Here is an 18,401-nt window from a genome sequence, read left to right on the forward strand (position 1 = left end):
TCACCCTTTATATTTATTTATTCGGAAGCGTACCAAATACTAAATCACCTTGATCAAAAACAGGAATTCTCGCTGTTTTTTGCATATTGGATGTTAATCCTTGAAAGGAATAATCATTTGAGGCATCCCATATATTCGCACCATTTGGCGCAGATAACCGGAACTGTATTTCCTTCTTATGAAGCGATTCGCCTCCTGGAAAAATAGCTACGCCAGTAAAATCGATTTCTGTAAAATAGATATGGGATGATGCGTCATACACCGTTAACGGAGATAAGGAAGCGCCTTCATTGTAGACAGCTGTCACTTGAATATCTTTATCAGTGAATCCCTTCGCAAATATCTCGCTCAGATTGACATAATATCTAAAAGAAAGTGATTGACTACTTCTTGCCGGCCAGCCTGATCGATTGTATAGAATGGCTTTGATCTGAGTAGATGTTGTATCGTTACTCATGACAGCTGCCTCTACAAAAAACTCATCTTCCACTTTTTCTTTAGGCGGAAAATTCGGCAGCTTTGACTGCCCCTGACCAAACAGCTGCACCATTTTGGCTACATTTCCAGTAAAGGCGGCATTATAGTCTGTTGCTACCTCGTTTGATACATAGTCAGAGATGTCATCGGTATACTGATCCTGTGCATTAGGCCCACCAACAAGCGCTCCATAAAGCGTGTGCCGATGAGAAGAAGGAGTTGTCAGCTGATTAGACCATGAGCCATGTGCAGTTCGATGGTGTGGATGCATCGGCGGATTTTTGCCAAACCCAACGACATAGCTTCTATTTTGCGGATTATCCCCTAACATATAGTGTGTTTGCCTGATCGCAAACGTTTGGTATCGATTCTTTTTTTCTTGATCAGAGACCCAATCTGCGTACACAAACGCTAAAAATGCAGCATTTGCTGTATAACGAAGTGAACCCCATTGATCTAACCACGCTAGTCCGCCAGGCGTATAAGTGATTCTTTCTACTTTTCCATTTTGAACAAAACCCGTCGACCAGTAATCGAGATTACGCTCCGTCGATTCGATAAACCTTTTCTCCTTTGTGATTCTCGCAAGTAAAATTTGCGAAGCAAAAAAGGTATTGTCCCACGACATCGTAAACGTATAGTCCCAATCCTTCGGCCATTCTTCTACTGCTTTTAGTGCTTTGTTTAAATAGGTCTGGTCATTTGTCGCCAAGTACAGCCATATTCCACCCCAAATGAGCTCATCCATATAGCCGCTCCAAGAGTTATAAAATGGCTGCGCATTGGTGACACAATCTGTATACTCACCGCGATATTGGTCAGCAAATGCATAAAGCTGCTTTGCATGGGTGAGAAGCTTTGCTGCATAAGGCGCATCAGTTTCTTTAAAAATAATTGAACCTGCTGCTAAAGCGGCTGCGGTTTGGGCGGCTACTTCTGTTCCTGGACAATGTTCATCAATTTTAAATGCCGGCCGGTTCATCGGCATCACTTCTGCTGGACCCCACCAGCCATGATCCGCGTTCCCATCGCCTACTTGTGCCCAAAATTCATTTGGACCTGTATGGGCTTTCAAAAAATAATCGGTTGCCCACTTGATTTGATCTAACATATCATCAAGCAGCTCTGCCTCTTCGTAAGCTTCTCGGTATTCATAGACTGTCCATGCAAGCACGGCTGCCGAGTAAGCCATCGGAAGTCCGAACTTCACATGATCACCAGCATCGTACCAGCCGCCTGTTAAATCATGACCAACATCTTTCCCATCCTCTAGTCCAGAATCCCCTCGCCAGTTAAGACGATTGCTTTCAGGAAGCTTTCCGGAACGCTGGGCTTCGTAAAACAAAATGGATTTTTGAAGCACCTCTACATAGTTGTAATCTGACATGTACCTACTTCTCACCCCTTCTTTTTTCTTAAACGTGAAACATTGAACAAAAAATGACCACCTCCTTGTCATTCCGTACGTGTTTTGTACAGTGTTGAAAAGAATCAAGCGTGTTTCAAAAATGTGCATAGTAAACAGCCATCAGCTTGACGCTCACCGAAGGTTTTCTCCTGATTCTTCATGTGACTGTACCCAAAATGATCATATGTCGTATGAGAACATTTCAGACGGCTAAATTCTCTTTTTTGCTCTATTTGGGTAGAAAGAATGACATACAATCTCTTCTCTCAAAACACGACGTTAAATCAAGATATATGAACCAACAAGAAAATAATTCCAGTTAAAATATTTTAGTTTACATAATAAATTTATTGTATATATAAAAAGAACGCCCTTTAAGGGCGCTCTTCATTTTTCACATTAGAACAAAGAAAGCTGGTTTTGATCAGGAAGTGCTTCTAAGCAGCCTTGACGATCCAAATACTCAAGGATGGTCTTAGACACTTTTCCTCGTTTTTGTAAATCTTCTTTTGAAAGGAATTCACCATCTTGGCGTGCGCGTACAATATTTAACGCAACGTTTGTTCCGAGTCCAGGGATGGAGTTGAATGGCGGGATTAGCCCGTCTCCATCAATGATAAACTCAGTGGCACTTGATCGGTATAGGTCTACTTTTTTAAAGTGATAGCCTCTTTCACACATTTCAAGTGCAAGCTCTAGTACAGTTAATAGGTTCTTCTCTTTCGGTGATGCATCAAGACCTTTTGAGTTAATATCGTCCATGACCGCTCGAATCGCATTCGATCCTTTTGTCATCGTTTCGATATCAAAATCATCAGCACGAACGGTAAAATAAGCCGCATAGTACAGAAGTGCATGGTGCACCTTGAAATAAGCAATCCGAACAGCCATTAATACATAAGCAGCCGCATGGGCTTTAGGGAACATGTATTTAATCTTTTTACAAGAATCAATGTACCAGTTCGGTACGTTATTATTCTTCATTTCTTCTTCCCATTCAGGAGGAAGTCCCTTCCCTTTACGAACAGATTCCATAATTTTAAAGGCAAGTGACGGCTCTAACCCTTGATAAATCAGATAGACCATAATATCATCACGACATCCAATCACTTCGCTTAGTTCACACGTTTTATTATGAATCAGCTCTTGGGCGTTGCCGAGCCATACATCTGTACCGTGAGATAGACCAGAGATCTGAACAAGTTCCGAGAAGGTGGTCGGTTTTGTATCCTCAAGCATCTGACGAACAAACCTTGTGCCAAACTCTGGGATCCCAAGTGTTCCCGTTTTACATCCAATTTGTTCTTCTGTGACACCGAGAGGTTCCGTTCCTTGGAAGATTTTCATGACCTCAGGATCATCTGTCGGAATCGTTTTTGGATCAATTCCGCTCAAGTCCTGAAGCATCCGAATGACCGTTGGATCATCGTGTCCAAGAATATCTAGTTTCAGCAAGTTATCATGGATTGAATGGAAATCAAAATGTGTCGTTTTCCAATCAGAACCTGTCGCATCTGCTGGATATTGAATTGGTGAGAAATCGTAAATGTCCATATAATCCGGCACGACGATAATACCGCCTGGATGTTGGCCCGTTGTCCGTTTGACCCCCGTACAGCCCTGTACAAGCCGGTCAATTTCAGCACCTCTCATATGAAGGTTATGATCTCCTGCGTAGCCTTTCACATAACCATATGCCGTTTTTTCTGCAACGGTACCGATTGTACCTGCGCGGTATACATACTCTTCACCAAACAGCTCTTTCGTATAGTTATGGGCAATCGGCTGATATTCTCCTGAGAAGTTTAAGTCGATATCGGGCACTTTATCTCCTTTAAAACCTAAGAACGTTTCAAACGGAATATCGTGTCCGTCTTTTTTATACGGCGTCCCGCATTCAGGACAGTCTTTATCAGGAAGGTCAAATCCTGAGCCAACCGATCCATCATTAAAGAACTCGGAGTGCTTGCAACTTGGACATACATAGTGCGGCGCAAGCGGGTTCACTTCTGTAATCTCTGTTAATGTCGCAACGAGAGATGAACCAACTGACCCCCTTGAACCAACTAGATATCCATCATCAAGTGATTTCTTAACAAGCTTATGAGAAATTAAATAAATAACAGCGAAACCGTGACCAATAATACTCTTTAATTCTTTCTCAATCCGGTCTTCTACAATTTTCGGTAAATCGTCACCGTAGATGCTGCGAGCCATGTTATAGCTCATTTCCCGAATTTCTTCATCTGCACCTTCAATTTTTGGTGTATAAAGATCGTCTTTGATTGGTTTAATACTTTCGACCATCTCAGATACTTTTTGCGTATTCGTCACGACAATCTCTTTCGCCTTCTCATCTCCAAGAAAAGAGAAGGCTTCTAGCATTTCATCAGTTGTTCTAAAATGAACTTTTGGCAGTTCATGACGATTGAGTGGATTCGCCCCGCCTTGTGATGAAATTAAGATTTTGCGATAAATTTTGTCTTCTGGATGCAGGTAGTGCACATTTCCAGTCGCCACGACTGGTTTATTCAGTTTTTCACCAAGTTTTACAATGTTTGTGATGATCTCTTTTAATGCACGTTCATCCCGAACAAGCTCCAGCTGGAGTAAATGCTGATACACTTCTGGCGGATGAACTTCTAAATAGTCGTAAAATGCGGCAATGTCTTCTACCTCATCAGGTGACTTCTGCATCATCCCTTCAAACACTTCACCCTTATCACAAGCAGACCCAACAATTAAACCTTCTCGATATTTCTCAAGCTGTGAGCGAGGGATACGCGGCACGCGGTAGAAATAATGAATATGAGAAAGTGAAACAAGCTTAAATAAATTCTTTAGACCTGTCTCATTTTGTGCAATCACGGTTGCATGGTAAGGACGTGAGCGCTGATACGCATTGGACTGCCCCATGTTTTCATTTAATTGATCGTGGTAAGCAATCTCTTTTTCAGCCGCATCTTTTAGCATCTTCAGCATGAGGTAACCAGTTGCTTCTGCATCATAAATCGCCCGGTGATGCTGCGTGAGTTCAATATCGAACTTTTTACACAGCGTGTTCAGCCGGTGATTTTTAAATTCTGGATAAAGGAATCGGCCGAGTTCTAGTGTATCGATGACAGGGTTTGACGCTTTATCTGTTTTTAACAGTCGCTTATATGCTGCATTTAAAAAGCCCATATCAAAGCTCGCATTGTGAGCAACAAGGATATCTTGTCCAATCCACTCTTTGAAATCCCGAACCACATCGACCACATCTGGTGCATCTCTCACCCTGTCGTCCGTGATACCGGTTAGTTCAATGGTTGTTGCTGATAACGGATGATGAGGATTTGCAAATGCCTCAAAGCGGTCAATGATTTCCCCGCCTTTGATTTTCACGGCTGCAAGCTCAATGATCGTATCATACACAGCAGAGAGTCCTGTTGTCTCAACATCAAATACGACAAACGTCGCATCTTCTAACAAGCGGTGCTCTGGATTATACGCAATCGGTACCCCGTCGTCGACTAAATTGATTTCCACCCCGTACATCATTTTGATGCCATGCTTTTTACTTGCTGCATACGCATCTGGAAAGGATTGTACAACGGCGTGATCTGTCAGGGCAATGGCCTCATGCCCCCATTTTTTTGCTTGTTCAACAAGTTTACCGATGCCAGTGACAGCATCCATCTGGCTCATTGGCGAATGCAAATGAAGCTCAACACGCTTTTCTCCCTCTGGTGCAGTATCTTCTTTCAGCTGAGGTTTCATTTCATTGACGTCATTTGCGATCATGACAAGATCTCTCACAAACGTATCGTTTTGAATGCTTCCTCTTGCTTTGACCCACATCCCTTTTTTCAAGGATTTCATGAGCTGAGCATCTTCTTTTTCTCTCGCAAACATTTTGATCAAAATACTATTCGTATAATCGGTAATTTTAAAGATACAAAGGGTTCTGCCGCTTTTTAGTTCGCGCGTTTCTGCATCAAACACGTACCCTTGGACGGTGATTCGTCTTTCTTCGTCCATAATACTATCAAGCGTACGTATTTCTTCATTGTCTTTGATTTGATAGCCAATCATCAGAGGGCCAGAAGGAGCTTCCTCTTGATCCTCACTTTCCTTCTTCTCCATCTCAACAAGGGCTTGCATGGCTCTTTCTTGATCTTCAGCAAGTTTTTGTTCTCTGAACTTCTGAATCTCTTGATCTGATACAAAAATTTCTGTATCAAATTGAAGTTCTGGAAAACCAACTTGTTTAAATGCAGCCTGAAGCATTGGGCTATATTTCTTCTTGATGGCCAGAGCCTCAGTTTCGCTTTTTGTTTTGATGATGATCTTATGTCCAGACAGCGCTGGTTTTTGCTGTTGAAGCAAGCTGATGATTGGGGGAGAAATTCCTTGAAGCTCTTCCACACAATGGGACCAATACGATTGAACGAGCTCTTCAGATATGTGCGGATCATTGACTTCAATCGTACAAGTGACTTGTGCGATATGAGAAAATGCATTTGTCAGCCTGCTTAAAAACATTGCATATACTTGGTAAGGCAAAAGCGCCTTAAATTTAAAATGGAAATGCCATGTTTTTGCCGCCTTATGCACCGTCAATTTGACGATCTCGCCTTCTTCAAAGTAACGACTGAGGTCATCATCTGTCATTTGAATCTGATTGAGTAATATATGAAATTGCCGCCGGGTAATCGGTAATTGTTCATCCAAGACAGGACCCTCCTTTTGTAAATCAGAAAGGTACCTCTTTTTTGCAGGAGGTACCTTCATTTTTTTGTTCGTTTTTTATGCTTGGCGTATAAATGAAATCAGTTCATCAACAGATACTTCGTGTGATTCACCTGATTTTCTGAATTTCACTTCGACAATACCTTCTTCTGAACGTTTCCCGCAGCTAATGCGAATTGGCAGTCCAATTAAGTCACTGTCGGCAAATTTGACGCCTGCACGCTCTTGGCGGTCATCGAAAAGGACTTCATAGCCCTCTTCCTGTAAACGCTCATACAGCGTTTCAGCCAGTTCCTTTTGTGCATCGTTTTTCATATTTAAGGCAAGTAGATGAAGATCATATGGCGCAACTGTTTCTGGCCAAATAATCCCCTTGTCATCATGATGCTGTTCAACAATCGCAGAAAGGGTTCTAGAAATTCCGATGCCATAGCAGCCCATGATCATTGGCTGCGCACGTCCATTTTCATCGAGGTATGTTGCATCCATTGCCTCTGAATAACGCGTGCCTAGCTTAAAGACTTGTCCTACTTCAATTCCTTTTGCGAACTGGATCGTGCCTTCTCCATCTGGAGAAACGTCCCCTTCTTGAATCAAGCGAAGATCTGTATATTCCTTCACTGACAGATCACGAGCAGGATTAACATTGACATAGTGATAATCCGATTCATTTGCACCTGCAACTGCATTTGTCATTCCTTTTACAGCGTGGTCTGCATAAATCGTTACTTCCGCTTCAAGCTTCACTGGTCCAACAAATCCTGGTTCTGTTCCGATCACGTCTAGTACTTCCTCACGTGAAGCAAGCTCTACAAGCTGTGCTCCAACTAAGTTTTTCACTTTCACATCATTTACTTCATGATCGCCTCTTGTCAGGACAAGTACATACGCATCATCCGCTTTAAACAAGACAGATTTGATACATTTAGAAGGAGCCACTTCAAAGAATGACGCAACATCTTGTATCGTCTTCACCTGCGGCGTGTGTACTTTCTCGAGTTCTTTGAAGTCCGCAGGGTTTGCTTCTTCTCCGTGATACACAGCCTCAGCCATTTCAATGTTCGCAGCGTAGGAAGATGTGTCAGAGTATGCGATTGTATCTTCTCCTACTTCTGACAGCGCCATAAACTCATGTGTATCTTTTCCTCCCATTGCCCCAGAATCGGCAATGACGGGTCTAAAGTTAAGACCTACTTTTGAAAAGACATTCGAGTAAGCTGTAAACATCTTGTTGTATGTGTCATCAAGGCTCTCTGGTGAAGAGTGGAATGAATAGGCGTCCTTCATAATAAATTCACGTCCGCGCAATAACCCAAAGCGAGGTCTTTGTTCATCACGGAATTTAGATTGGATTTGATACAGTGTCAAAGGAAGCTTTTTATACGATTTGACTTCACTGCGTACGAGTGATGTGATCACTTCTTCGTGTGTTGGGCCAAGTGCAAACTCGCGGCCGTGGCGATCTTTCATACGCATGAGTTCTGGACCGTATGTATACCATCTTCCTGACTCTTGCCACATTTCTGCTTGCTGCAGCACTGGCATTAACAGCTCAGCTGCTCCCGCCTTTTCCATTTCCTTGCGAACAATGGCTTGAATGTGCTGAATCACTTTATGTGCTAAAGGCAGGTAATGATAGATACCGCTCGTGTTTTGTCTAATAAATCCAGCTCTTACTAATAGCTGATGACTTTTTGCCTCAGCATCTGCCGGCACCTCTCGAAGAGTTGGAATGAAAGTCAGGGATTGTCTCATGTCGTTACACCTCATTTAAGAAATAGGACTTCTCACAAAAACTCTTGTTTCCCAGAATGAGAAACAAGAGACAATGGTTTTTATAAAAATAATCGCTGGATGTCATTCCATGTCACTACTAGCATTAATAGCATGAGGAACGCAACACCAATGAAGACAACAAGTGCCTCTTTCTCACGATTAATTGGTTTGCCGCGAATGGCTTCAACGAATAGGAAAAGTAATCTTCCTCCGTCTAATGCAGGAATCGGTAATAAATTCACGATCCCTAAGTTGATACTAAGAAACGCAGCAAACTGCATTAATGTTAACACACCTTGTTTCGCTACTTCTCCTGTCATGTCATATATTCCAACAGGACCTGCAAGCATATCTAATGAAAATTGTCCTGTGACAATCTTTTGCAAGTTCGTTAAGATGAGACCTGCTGTAGATATCACTGTAGTGCCTGAGGATGAAATGACTTTGAGAAAGCCATTTTCCGTTGGCGGATAAGAGCCAAAACGGCCAATGGTTTTTCCTTCGGCCTTCACAGCTTCCGGTACAACTTGAATGGTGCTTTCTTTGCCATCTCGGTCAATGACGACATTCATTTTTTTATCTGGGTTCTTTTGAACCGTTTGAACAACATCTGTCCAAGAATTCATTTTATCCCCATTAATTGAAACGATATGATCTCCCTGCATAAGCCCAGCTTGCGCTGCCTGGCCGTCTTTTGTCAGCTTACCAAGTACAGGATCATCCACGGTTACACCTTGAATAAATCCTAAAGCCACTAGAATCACATATGCCAAGATAAAGTTCATAATCGGTCCAGCTGCAATGGCTTTAATACGCTGCCATACTGTTTTTGAACCAAACTGACGGTTGTATGGCGCAATTTGAATTTCTTCACCATCTGCAATATAGAAGCTTGTTTGGCTTACATTGTAGCCAGTCAGGATGTCTTCATTTCCAGCCTCATATCCTGAAATTCTCATCGCATGATCTAAATCAATTTGTTCAACTTCAATGACAAGTGCATCAGGATATTTCTCTTTATCATTTAAAATGATTTTTTCTACTTCATTTTGCTCATTGAATAAGAGCCCCACTGTATGACCCGGTTTAATTTCAATGACTTCAGGATCTTCTCCAGCCATTTTAACAAATCCGCCGATTGGCAGAAGTCTGATGGTATAGACGGTTTCTTTTCGTTTAAAGGAGAAAATCTTCGGTCCAAAACCAATTGCGAACTCGCGGCATAAAATGCCTGCGCGCTGCGCCATAATTAAATGGCCAAGCTCGTGGAAAAAAACGAGCGTTCCAAAAATAATAATAAACGCAATCACTGTATTCACGAACATACCACCTTATGCGAGGATTGATTGAACAAAGTCTCGTGTATCTTTGTCCACTTCATGGATATCTTGCAAACTAGGCGTTGAAATCACATGATGTCTGTTCAGTGCCTTTTCAATCAATTCTTCAATTTGCAGGAACGTTACTTTGCCTTTTAAAAATGCATCAACAGCTATTTCATTGGCTGCATTAAGCACAGTAGGCATTGTCCCTCCTATTTTACCTGATTCATAAGCAAAATGTAAGCAGCGATACCTGTCAAAATCCGCTTTTTGGAAATTTAATTGTCCAATCTCCCAAAGGTTTAATGATTTCGCTTCTTTTAATGGCGCTCTATCAGGGTAAGTGAGCGCGTATTGAATCGGAACCCTCATGTCAGGTGTACCTAACTGAGCCATGACACTTTTGTCATGGAATTCCACCATGGAATGGATGATGCTCTCTTTATGTAACAGCACATCAATTTGATCGTATGGGATATCAAACAGCCAATGCGCCTCAATCACCTCAAGCCCCTTATTCATCATGGTCGCTGAATCGATCGTGATTTTTGCGCCCATAGACCAGTTCGGATGATTCAGCGCTTCTTCAACCGTTACACCTTCAAGCTCCGTGCGTTTTTTATCTCGGAAACTGCCGCCTGAAGCTGTGACGATTAAGCGTTCAATGTTTTTAGCTTGTTCACCTTGCAGGGATTGAAAAATAGCGGAGTGTTCACTATCGACAGGAAGTAAAGGCACGTCATACTTTTTGGCGTACTCTTTTACTATATGACCAGCTGTCACAAGTGTTTCCTTATTTGCAAGTGCGATCGTCTTTTTTTGTTCAATGGCTTTTAATGTCGGCACAAGTCCGACACTCCCTACCAGTGCATTGACCACAACATCCACTGCATCATAGGTCGCTGCTTCGATGTTCGCTTCATCACCCGCAGCAATTTTAACATCGTATTGAAATGAATGACCTTTTAACGTGCGATAGGTCGCTTCGTCTACACATCCAACAAATTCAGGCTGAAATTGTTCAATGATAGGGATGGCCTTGTCTATATTTCTGCCAAACGTCATCGCTTTCAACTTGAATTTGTCTGGATGCTGCCTGATCACATCTAATGTTTGTTCTCCGATTGATCCTGTTGCGCCTAATAGCGAAATATATTTCAAATTGCCACTCCTTCTCTCGTTCAATTAGTTTCTATGAGGTTAGCTAGCAAACGTGGCCAGCAATAAATATAAAAACGGCAGAACGAATAAAAAGCTGTCAAACCTGTCCAAAATTCCGCCATGACCTGGGAGTATTGTCCCTGAATCCTTCACATGGTAATGACGCTTTAAAGCAGATTCCACAAGGTCGCCAAGCTGTCCAAAAATACTGAGCAAAAGAGTAATAAACATAACAAGCAGATATGATGGCAAAAATCCTGTAACCGCCTGGAACACAAGTGACAGCACGACCGCTGTGACGATTCCGCCGATAAATCCTTCTACTGTTTTGTTTGGGCTGATCTCTGGCCAAAGCTTTCGTTTCCCCATAGATTTCCCAATAAAATAGGCACCTGAGTCAGTGGACCAAATAATCACCGCTGCGAAGAAGATCGCACTCATGCCATACAAGCCTCTAATTTGAATAAAATAATAGAAACTAACGCCAATATATAATGTGGCTAATATAACAAAAGCAACCTCATCGAATGTGAAAGAGTTTTTGCTCAGAACTGTATAAGTTAAAAGGATTAAGACTGCAAATAAAGCAATCTGCATTTTTGATGCGTCTACGTTCGGGAAGAAGCTATTTTCTCCGCCCATTAAAAGCCAAAGCAATATTAAGCTGACAATGCCAGGAAAGCTGAAAATCGAAATCTTTTTCATTCTAAGGAGCTCAAAGAGAGCGACACTTCCCATTAAATAAATCAGCAGGGTAAATGGCATTTGTCCATAAATCACTGCAAGTAAAAACACTGCAGCTGCCAGAACACCCGTCAAAATTCTTTGTTTCATCTGCACCACCCTCTAAATTCCACCGAACCTCCGGCCGCGGCGCTGGTACTCTCCGATAGCGCCTATGAGATGCTCATCAGAAAAGTCAGGCCAAAGCACATCCGTAAAGACAAACTCGCTGTATGCAATTTGCCAAAGCATAAAGTTGCTTAATCTAATTTCTCCACTCGTACGAATAAGCAAATCCGGATCTTGAAGAGATTCTGTCATTAAATAAGCTGAAAACATCTCTTCTGTGATGTCTTCTGCTCGAAGCTTGCCTTCTTTGACTTTTTCAGAAATTTGTCTGCATGCAGAAATAATTTCTGTCCGTCCTCCATAATTGAGCGCAAAATTTAAAATGAGTCCGTCATTATTCGCCGTACTCTTCACTGCGTTCTCTACCGCTTTTTTCGTATGCTGCGGGAGGCCGTCTGGATCACCTGTTAAACGTACACGGACATTTTCCTCGATGAGTTCAGGCAGATAGATGTTTAGAAACTCTTCAGGAAGCTTCATTAAAAAGTCTACTTCTAGTTTTGGACGTTTCCAATTTTCTGTAGAGAAAGCATACAAAGTCAGCACTTTGACATTCAGCTCATTTGCAAGCTTGGTCATGCGCTTGACAACTTTCATACCTTCATGATGTCCTGCTACCCGTGGAAGCGCACGTTTCTTCGCCCATCTTCCATTCCCATCCATGATAATGGCGATATGTTCAGGAATTTCTCCATTTAATATGTCTTCTTTTGTCAGGCTTTCTAAGTTGGAAGCTGCTGTTTGCTGATTCTTCCAATTTTTGAGTATATTGAGCATGAGATTCCTCCATCACCCAAAAAGGTTGCGTTCCCGCTAATAATATAGTCCTCAACAGTATTAACAAAAAAACCCCCTGTAAACATGAAGAGGGTCTTTTCACTATTATCTATTGTACATAGTTTTTTCTTAAACTTCCATGATTTCTTTTTCTTTATCTTTTGTCACTTCATCAATTTTAGCGACATATTCATCTGTCAATTTTTGAACATCCTCTGTAGATGATCTTAATTCATCTTCAGTGATCTCCCCATTTTTCTCTAGCTTTTTCAATTCATCGTTTGCATCACGACGAACGTTACGAACAGCTACTTTTGCTTCTTCTGAGTATTTTCTCACAACTTTTACAAGTTCTTTACGTCTTTCTTCTGTTAGTGCTGGGATCGCAATACGGATCACGTTTCCGTCACTTGTTGGTGTGATACCAAGATCAGACTTTTGGATCGCCTTTTCGATATCACCGATCGCTGTTTTATCGTAAGGTGTGATAATCAGCATACGTGCTTCTGGCACTGTAATTGACGCAATTTGGTTTAGTGGTGTTTGCGCACCATAGTAATCCACTGTTACTTTGTCTAAAAGGGAAGCATTAGCTCTGCCCGCACGGACAGTTGCTAGTTCACGTCCGTATGCTTGAACGGCTTTTTCCATTTTTTCTTTTGTTTGGTTCAACACTTCTTTTGACACGTTATTTCCCCCTCACGATCGTTCCGATTGATTCGCCATTGACGGCACGTTTAATATTTCCTTCTTCCATAATAGAGAAGACGATTAATGGAATGTCATTGTCCATACATAATGAGGACGCAGTAGAATCCATTACAGCAAGCCCTTCTTTTAGTACATCAAGATATGAAAGCTTATCATATTTTACTGCATCCGCATCTGTACGAGGATCAGCACTGTAGACACCGTCTACATTGTTTTTCGCCATTAAAATGACATCTGCTTCAATTTCAGCTGCACGAAGTGCTGCTGTTGTATCAGTAGAGAAATAAGGGTTACCAGTACCTGCAGCAAAAATCACGACACGTTTCTTCTCAAGGTGGCGGATCGCTTTTCTTCTTATGTATGGCTCTGCAACCTGTCTCATTTCGATAGAGGTTTGTACTCTAGACTGAATGCCAAGCGTTTCTAGGCTGTCTTGTAATGCCAATGAATTCATCACTGTTGCAAGCATCCCCATATAGTCTGCTGTTGCCCGGTCCATTCCTAAGTCACTGCCTGTCTTACCACGCCAAAGGTTTCCTCCACCTACAACGACTGCAACTTCAACATCAAGTTCTGCAATTTCTTTTACTTGCTTTGCAATTGATTGAATGACAGTTGGGTTAATTCCATTTCCAGCATCACCAGCTAGTGCTTCTCCACTTAGCTTCAGTACAATGCGATTATATTTCGGTTTGCTCATGATAACCTCCAAGTGTAAACTATACCGTCTCTTATTATGCGTAAGAAACCGCCTTTTGTAAATCAATATCCTCTAAAAAATAGGGAACACAGTGCTTGTGCTCCCTAAAAAAGCCCCAGAGAGCTTTTCAAACATTATTTTTTCACTTGGCTCATAACTTCTTCAGCAAAGTTGTCTTGACGCTTTTCGATACCTTCGCCCACTTCATAGCGAACATAAGTTTGAACAGTTGCGTTTTTCGCACCTACAACTTGTTTCACTTTTTCATCTGGGTTTTTAACGAATGCTTGGTCAAGTAAGCAAATTTCTTCGAAGAATTTGTTTAGACGGCCTTCTACCATTTTAGCAACGATATTTTCAGGCTTTCCTTCTTGAAGCGCTTGTTGTGTTAATACTTCACGCTCACGGTTTGCTTCTTCTTCAGACACTTGGTCACGAGAAATGTATTTAGGGTTTACAGCAGCAACGTGCATTGCGATGTCTCTCGCAAGCTCTTCATCAGTTGTTCCGTTAAGAACCGCTAATACACCGATGCGTCCGCCCATGTGTAAGTAAGAACCGAATGCAGCGTTATCTTCTTTTGTGATGACTGAGAAACGGCGCAGCGTAATTTTTTCTCCGATTTTCGCAATTGCAGAAGTAATATGTTCTTCAACTGTTGAACCATTTTCCATTTTAGAAGCATGTGCTTCTTCAATTGTTGCAGGTTTCGCAGCAAGTAAATGATCAGCAAGTTCGTTAAGAAGATTTTGGAATCCTTCGTTTTTCGCAACGAAATCAGTCTCAGAGTTCACTTCTAGGATAACGCCAGTGTTGCCGTCAGTTTTAATAAGAGTTAATCCTTCTGCCGCAATACGGTCTGCTTTTTTCGCAGCTTTTGCGATCCCTTTTTCTCTTAGAAGATCGATTGCTTTATCGATGTCACCATCAGTTTCTGTTAACGCTTTTTTACAGTCCATCATACCTGCACCAGTTTTTTGACGCAGTTCTTTTACTAATTGAGCAGTAATTGCCATTTTACATTTCCTCCTTCTATGTTAAAACACGGATTACTAGGTGAAAAAAAGGTGATAAAAGGCAGTTCCCTCTTATCACCTTTTGAATAGGTTACGCAGTTGTTGTTTCAGTTTCTGTCGTTTCTTCTACAACAGCTTCTTCTTCGCCTTGTTTAGACTCAAGAATCGCATCTGCCATTTTAGCAGTTAGAAGTTTTACAGCACGGATTGCATCATCGTTTGCAGGGATCACAACATCAATTTCGTCTGGATCACAGTTTGTGTCAACGATACCGATAATTGGGATATTCAATTTACGAGCTTCTGCAACTGCAATACGCTCTTTACGAGGGTCGATAATGAAAAGTGCATCTGGAAGACCCTTCATGTCTTTGATTCCGCCTAGGAATTTTTCAAGACGTTCTAATTCTTTTTTCAGTTGAACGACTTCTTTCTTAGGAAGAACTTCGAACGTACCGTTTTCTTGCATTTTTTCAATATCTTTTAAACGTTTGATACGTTTTTGGATTGTTTCAAAGTTTGTTAACGTTCCACCAAGCCAGCGTTGGTTTACATAGAACATACCAGAACGGATTGCTTCTTCTTTCACTGAATCTTGTGCTTGCTTTTTCGTACCAACGAAAAGGATTTTTCCTCCATCAGCAGCAAGGTTTTTCGTGAAGTTGTAAGCTTCCTCTACTTTTTTCACCGTTTTTTGAAGATCGATGATGTAGATACCGTTACGCTCTGTAAAGATGTAACGCTTCATTTTTGGGTTCCAACGGCGTGTTTGGTGACCGAAGTGAACACCAGCTTCTAGCAATTGTTTCATAGAAATAACTGACATGTTGTTGCCTCCTAATATAATGGTTTTTTTTCCTCCGCTTAAGTCATGTTCACATAAAACTGCGCCACGGCAGCACCTTCATACGAATCATTAAGCGTGTGTATTTAACACCAAGAAATAATATAACACATGATGGACTGACAATCAAGAATCCTTTACAGCTTTCCGCTAAATTTTAATAAAAGTTCGATTTCTGTCTTGCCCGTTTTTAATTCTTTCGCTATTTCTTCTAATGATAGCCCTTGATCATATAAGGCCTTTACTTGTTCCTCGAATGTTTCTTCTATTTCACTTTCAGAAGGCGTAGAAGCTTCTGTTTCGAGACTTGAAACGGGTTCGTTTACCTTCTCTTCCTGCACCTCAACTTCGCTAAGGAGAGTCGACAGGTGCTCTGGAACTGGATCTTCACTTTCTACCGATTGCAGGGATTCAATTGGTGGTTGTGGCTGCTTTGGTGTCTGAAGATCCGATTTCAGCTCTTCAGCAGAAAAATCAGGGGAAGTGGCTGCAGCTTTTGATAGTTTTTCATTCTCTTCTTTGACTTCCATCAAAAATGCAGCCAGGGTATTTTCCGTTTCTTCTAAAAGCTCTCGCTGCTTTTGTTCTGTTGCCTTCAGCGAATTCATTCTCGTGTATAAAATGATCACAAAATAAATAAGTGCAGCATGAAGCATAAAGCTAATCAGCCATAGCATATTTTTTCACTCACTAACTCTTTAAGATTGAATGGCTTTATCAAGCAGATGCTTAAGCTTGAACAATGCCTTTGAATGAATTTGCGAAATGCGGGAGGTCGATAAATTAAGCACTTGACCAATTTCCGTTAACGTCAATTCCTCTTTATAGAAAAGACTTATCACAAGCTTTTCTTTTTCCGAAAGCTCTGTCATTTTTTCGGCAAGCTGTTCAATTAATTCATCTTTCAGCATTTTTTCTTCAGGTGTCACAGTCTTTTCGTCGCGAATCATGACTTGAACGTTTTCTCCGTCTTCTTGATCATGCAGCTTCTCATCAATCGAGAGCAAATTCGCAAAGAACCCTTCATTCATCGTTGTGACCACATCTTGTTCACTCATGCCGAGTTCTTCAGCAACCTCTGTTGGTGTCACATTTCGTAAATATCGCTGTTCAAGCTTTTCAATTGCCGCTTCTACTTTTTTTGTTTTTTCTCTTGATGTACGAGGCAGCCAGTCCTCTTTACGAAGACCGTCGATGATGGCCCCACGAATTCTGAAGGATGCATATGTATCAAACTTCAGATCTCTTCCGGGGTCAAATTTTTCAAGGGCATCATATAAACCGAGCATCCCTAGACTGATCAAGTCTTCTTTGTGCACTGACTTCGGGAGACCGATGGAAATTCTTCCAACATGATATGTGACGAGCGGCATATAGCGGCGCATAAGATCATCTCCAGCAGCTGGGTCCTTCCACTCTTTCCATCTAGCCCATAGCGCCTGATCTTCGTAATTTAAGGATTGCATCTTTCTCCCCCTATACTTCCTTAGTTATATCTTCATAATGCCTTGTTTCACAGTGCGGATCTCAAGTTCTGTTGTAAGCGGATCGAATTCAATCGTGCGTCCATTGTTTCCGCCCGTGTCCTCACTAATGATCGGGATATGATGAAGAGACAGATGTTCTTTCACAGCTGATACATTTCTAGGTCCAATTCTCATCAGATCATTGGTTGACTTAAATTTAAACATTTCTGCGCCGCCAGCAAGCTTCGCTTTTAGCGCATGTTTGCGCGCTCCTTCTTTTAAGAGCAGATCAATTGTATGCTTGACACCTGTATCTGCATACTTAGCCAAGTTCTCTACCGCTCCTTTTGAAAGAGAGGAGTCTGGAAGCATGACATGGACAAGTCCTGCCAGTTTTTTTTCTTGGTCAAAAAGGACAAGTCCTACGCAAGAACCGAGACCGGATGTCCGAATACGGTCCGGTGTTTTCACAAGCTGAACATCCGCTATACCAACCTTTACAACTGCCGGAATCTGCACGTTCATTATAGGTTACCTAATGCTTTGAACAGTTTTTCAAACGATTCAAAGTCTGGTAATAGAAACATATTTCCTTTCAGCTCTTGCTGATTTTGATCATCAAAAATAGATGTATCAATCACAATCGCCTGATCGCCGAGAGGGCTAAACTGCATTAATCCTTCACTAATGACAGCCCCAAACATGTCGAGCGTGACATCTGGAACACTTGGGTGAAGCTGCAGTTTTGTTAAATCGGCAAGTGCTGATAAATAAGAGCCTGCTAAAATATTTCCTAACTCATGAAGCGCTGATGTTCCTAGCATGTGTTCATGAATCGTATCAATATCAAATGCTGGGTCCTGAACAAGCTCTCTTACAAATTGTTCAGCTTGTTCAAACGGCATAATGAAAAAGATTGAACCGGTAAGATCACCCTCCATTCGCAAAAAGATACTGGCAACTGGAAGGTCTGCTCCACCAAAGAAATCCATTAAATCTTCAAACGAGAGAACTTTGACAAAAGGAACAGCCATATCAATTTTGCGATTCAATAGGCTGGCAAGAGCAGACGCTGCATGGCCTGCTCCGATATTCCCAACCTCACTTAATATATCTAGCTGTTCATCTTTAATTTCATTGAAAATGCTCATCTCACATCC

The 18,401-nt window shown here is 41.6% G+C and carries 15 protein-coding genes; all 15 read right to left on the reverse strand.

Features of this window, described 5'->3' with window-relative positions; genetic code table 11:
• Positions 1-13: 13 nt before the first annotated feature.
• On the reverse strand, positions 14-1,864 hold the full coding sequence (locus KFQ09_RS01530) for a glycoside hydrolase family 9 protein (protein ID WP_048002822.1): 1,851 nt from the start codon (positions 1,862-1,864) through the stop codon (positions 14-16).
• A gap of 420 nt (positions 1,865-2,284) precedes the next feature.
• Positions 2,285-6,538 (reverse strand): PolC-type DNA polymerase III, encoded by a 4,254-nt coding sequence (locus KFQ09_RS01535; RefSeq protein WP_255836259.1) that lies wholly within the window; start codon positions 6,536-6,538, stop codon positions 2,285-2,287.
• A gap of 135 nt (positions 6,539-6,673) precedes the next feature.
• Positions 6,674-8,371: a proline--tRNA ligase gene (locus KFQ09_RS01540; RefSeq protein WP_041090505.1), complete on the reverse strand. Its 1,698-nt coding sequence runs from the start codon at positions 8,369-8,371 to the stop codon at positions 6,674-6,676.
• A gap of 80 nt (positions 8,372-8,451) precedes the next feature.
• The gene (gene rseP / locus KFQ09_RS01545) at positions 8,452-9,717 is read right to left on the reverse strand and encodes an RIP metalloprotease RseP (protein ID WP_117590920.1); all 1,266 of its coding nucleotides are present in this window, start codon (positions 9,715-9,717) and stop codon (positions 8,452-8,454) included.
• 6 nt (positions 9,718-9,723) lie between these two features.
• Positions 9,724-10,875 carry a 1-deoxy-D-xylulose-5-phosphate reductoisomerase gene (dxr, locus tag KFQ09_RS01550; RefSeq protein WP_041090509.1) on the reverse strand — a complete coding sequence of 384 codons (1,152 nt, stop codon included), beginning with the start codon at positions 10,873-10,875 and terminating at the stop codon, positions 9,724-9,726.
• Positions 10,876-10,914: 39 nt separating this feature from the next.
• Positions 10,915-11,709 carry a phosphatidate cytidylyltransferase gene (locus KFQ09_RS01555; protein ID WP_007499550.1) on the reverse strand — a complete coding sequence of 265 codons (795 nt, stop codon included), beginning with the start codon at positions 11,707-11,709 and terminating at the stop codon, positions 10,915-10,917.
• A 12-nt stretch (positions 11,710-11,721) separates the two neighbouring features.
• Positions 11,722-12,504, reverse strand: coding sequence for an undecaprenyl pyrophosphate synthase (locus KFQ09_RS01560; RefSeq protein ID WP_007499552.1), 783 nt, complete (start codon positions 12,502-12,504; stop codon positions 11,722-11,724).
• A gap of 129 nt (positions 12,505-12,633) precedes the next feature.
• Positions 12,634-13,191, reverse strand: coding sequence for a ribosome recycling factor (gene frr / locus KFQ09_RS01565; protein ID WP_008344764.1), 558 nt, complete (start codon positions 13,189-13,191; stop codon positions 12,634-12,636).
• Between the two features lies 1 nt (position 13,192).
• Positions 13,193-13,915 carry a UMP kinase gene (pyrH, locus tag KFQ09_RS01570; RefSeq protein ID WP_008344767.1) on the reverse strand — a complete coding sequence of 241 codons (723 nt, stop codon included), beginning with the start codon at positions 13,913-13,915 and terminating at the stop codon, positions 13,193-13,195.
• Between the two features lie 134 nt (positions 13,916-14,049).
• Positions 14,050-14,931 carry a translation elongation factor Ts gene (gene tsf / locus KFQ09_RS01575; protein ID WP_007499558.1) on the reverse strand — a complete coding sequence of 294 codons (882 nt, stop codon included), beginning with the start codon at positions 14,929-14,931 and terminating at the stop codon, positions 14,050-14,052.
• A 91-nt stretch (positions 14,932-15,022) separates the two neighbouring features.
• Entirely contained in the window at positions 15,023-15,757 is a 735-nt protein-coding gene (rpsB, locus tag KFQ09_RS01580) for a 30S ribosomal protein S2 (RefSeq protein WP_007499561.1), read from the reverse strand.
• Between the two features lie 155 nt (positions 15,758-15,912).
• Positions 15,913-16,452, reverse strand: coding sequence for a hypothetical protein (locus KFQ09_RS01585; protein WP_017359079.1), 540 nt, complete (start codon positions 16,450-16,452; stop codon positions 15,913-15,915).
• Between the two features lie 21 nt (positions 16,453-16,473).
• Positions 16,474-17,241 carry a FliA/WhiG family RNA polymerase sigma factor gene (locus KFQ09_RS01590; RefSeq protein WP_007499565.1) on the reverse strand — a complete coding sequence of 256 codons (768 nt, stop codon included), beginning with the start codon at positions 17,239-17,241 and terminating at the stop codon, positions 16,474-16,476.
• A 24-nt stretch (positions 17,242-17,265) separates the two neighbouring features.
• On the reverse strand, positions 17,266-17,766 hold the full coding sequence (locus KFQ09_RS01595; RefSeq protein WP_007499566.1) for a chemotaxis protein CheD: 501 nt from the start codon (positions 17,764-17,766) through the stop codon (positions 17,266-17,268).
• Positions 17,766-18,392: a chemotaxis protein CheC gene (locus KFQ09_RS01600; protein ID WP_007499567.1), complete on the reverse strand. Its 627-nt coding sequence runs from the start codon at positions 18,390-18,392 to the stop codon at positions 17,766-17,768. Before KFQ09_RS01600 ends, KFQ09_RS01595 begins: the two co-directional genes overlap by 1 nt.
• Positions 18,393-18,401: the final 9 nt, after the last annotated feature.

This window comes from Bacillus sp. FS02, assembly GCF_024398395.1.
GTDB lineage: Bacteria > Bacillota > Bacilli > Bacillales > Bacillaceae > Bacillus > Bacillus altitudinis.

Bases quoted from the DNA above. Each gene is read 5' to 3' on its own strand.
- KFQ09_RS01530 (WP_048002822.1), bottom strand. From the start codon at position 1,864: ATGTCAGATTACAACTATGTAGAGGTGCTTCAAAAATCCATTTTGTTT.
- KFQ09_RS01535 (WP_255836259.1), bottom strand. From the start codon at position 6,538: ATGACAGATGATGACCTCAGTCGTTACTTTGAAGAAGGCGAGATCGTC.
- KFQ09_RS01540 (WP_041090505.1), bottom strand. From the start codon at position 8,371: ATGAGACAATCCCTGACTTTCATTCCAACTCTTCGAGAGGTGCCGGCA.
- rseP (WP_117590920.1), bottom strand. From the start codon at position 9,717: ATGTTCGTGAATACAGTGATTGCGTTTATTATTATTTTTGGAACGCTC.
- KFQ09_RS01555 (WP_007499550.1), bottom strand. From the start codon at position 11,709: ATGAAACAAAGAATTTTGACGGGTGTTCTGGCAGCTGCAGTGTTTTTA.
- KFQ09_RS01560 (WP_007499552.1), bottom strand. From the start codon at position 12,504: ATGCTCAATATACTCAAAAATTGGAAGAATCAGCAAACAGCAGCTTCC.
- pyrH (WP_008344767.1), bottom strand. From the start codon at position 13,915: ATGAGCAAACCGAAATATAATCGCATTGTACTGAAGCTAAGTGGAGAA.
- tsf (WP_007499558.1), bottom strand. From the start codon at position 14,931: ATGGCAATTACTGCTCAATTAGTAAAAGAACTGCGTCAAAAAACTGGT.
- rpsB (WP_007499561.1), bottom strand. From the start codon at position 15,757: ATGTCAGTTATTTCTATGAAACAATTGCTAGAAGCTGGTGTTCACTTC.
- KFQ09_RS01585 (WP_017359079.1), bottom strand. From the start codon at position 16,452: ATGCTATGGCTGATTAGCTTTATGCTTCATGCTGCACTTATTTATTTT.
- KFQ09_RS01590 (WP_007499565.1), bottom strand. From the start codon at position 17,241: ATGCAATCCTTAAATTACGAAGATCAGGCGCTATGGGCTAGATGGAAA.
- KFQ09_RS01595 (WP_007499566.1), bottom strand. From the start codon at position 17,766: ATGAACGTGCAGATTCCGGCAGTTGTAAAGGTTGGTATAGCGGATGTT.
- KFQ09_RS01600 (WP_007499567.1), bottom strand. From the start codon at position 18,392: ATGAGCATTTTCAATGAAATTAAAGATGAACAGCTAGATATATTAAGT.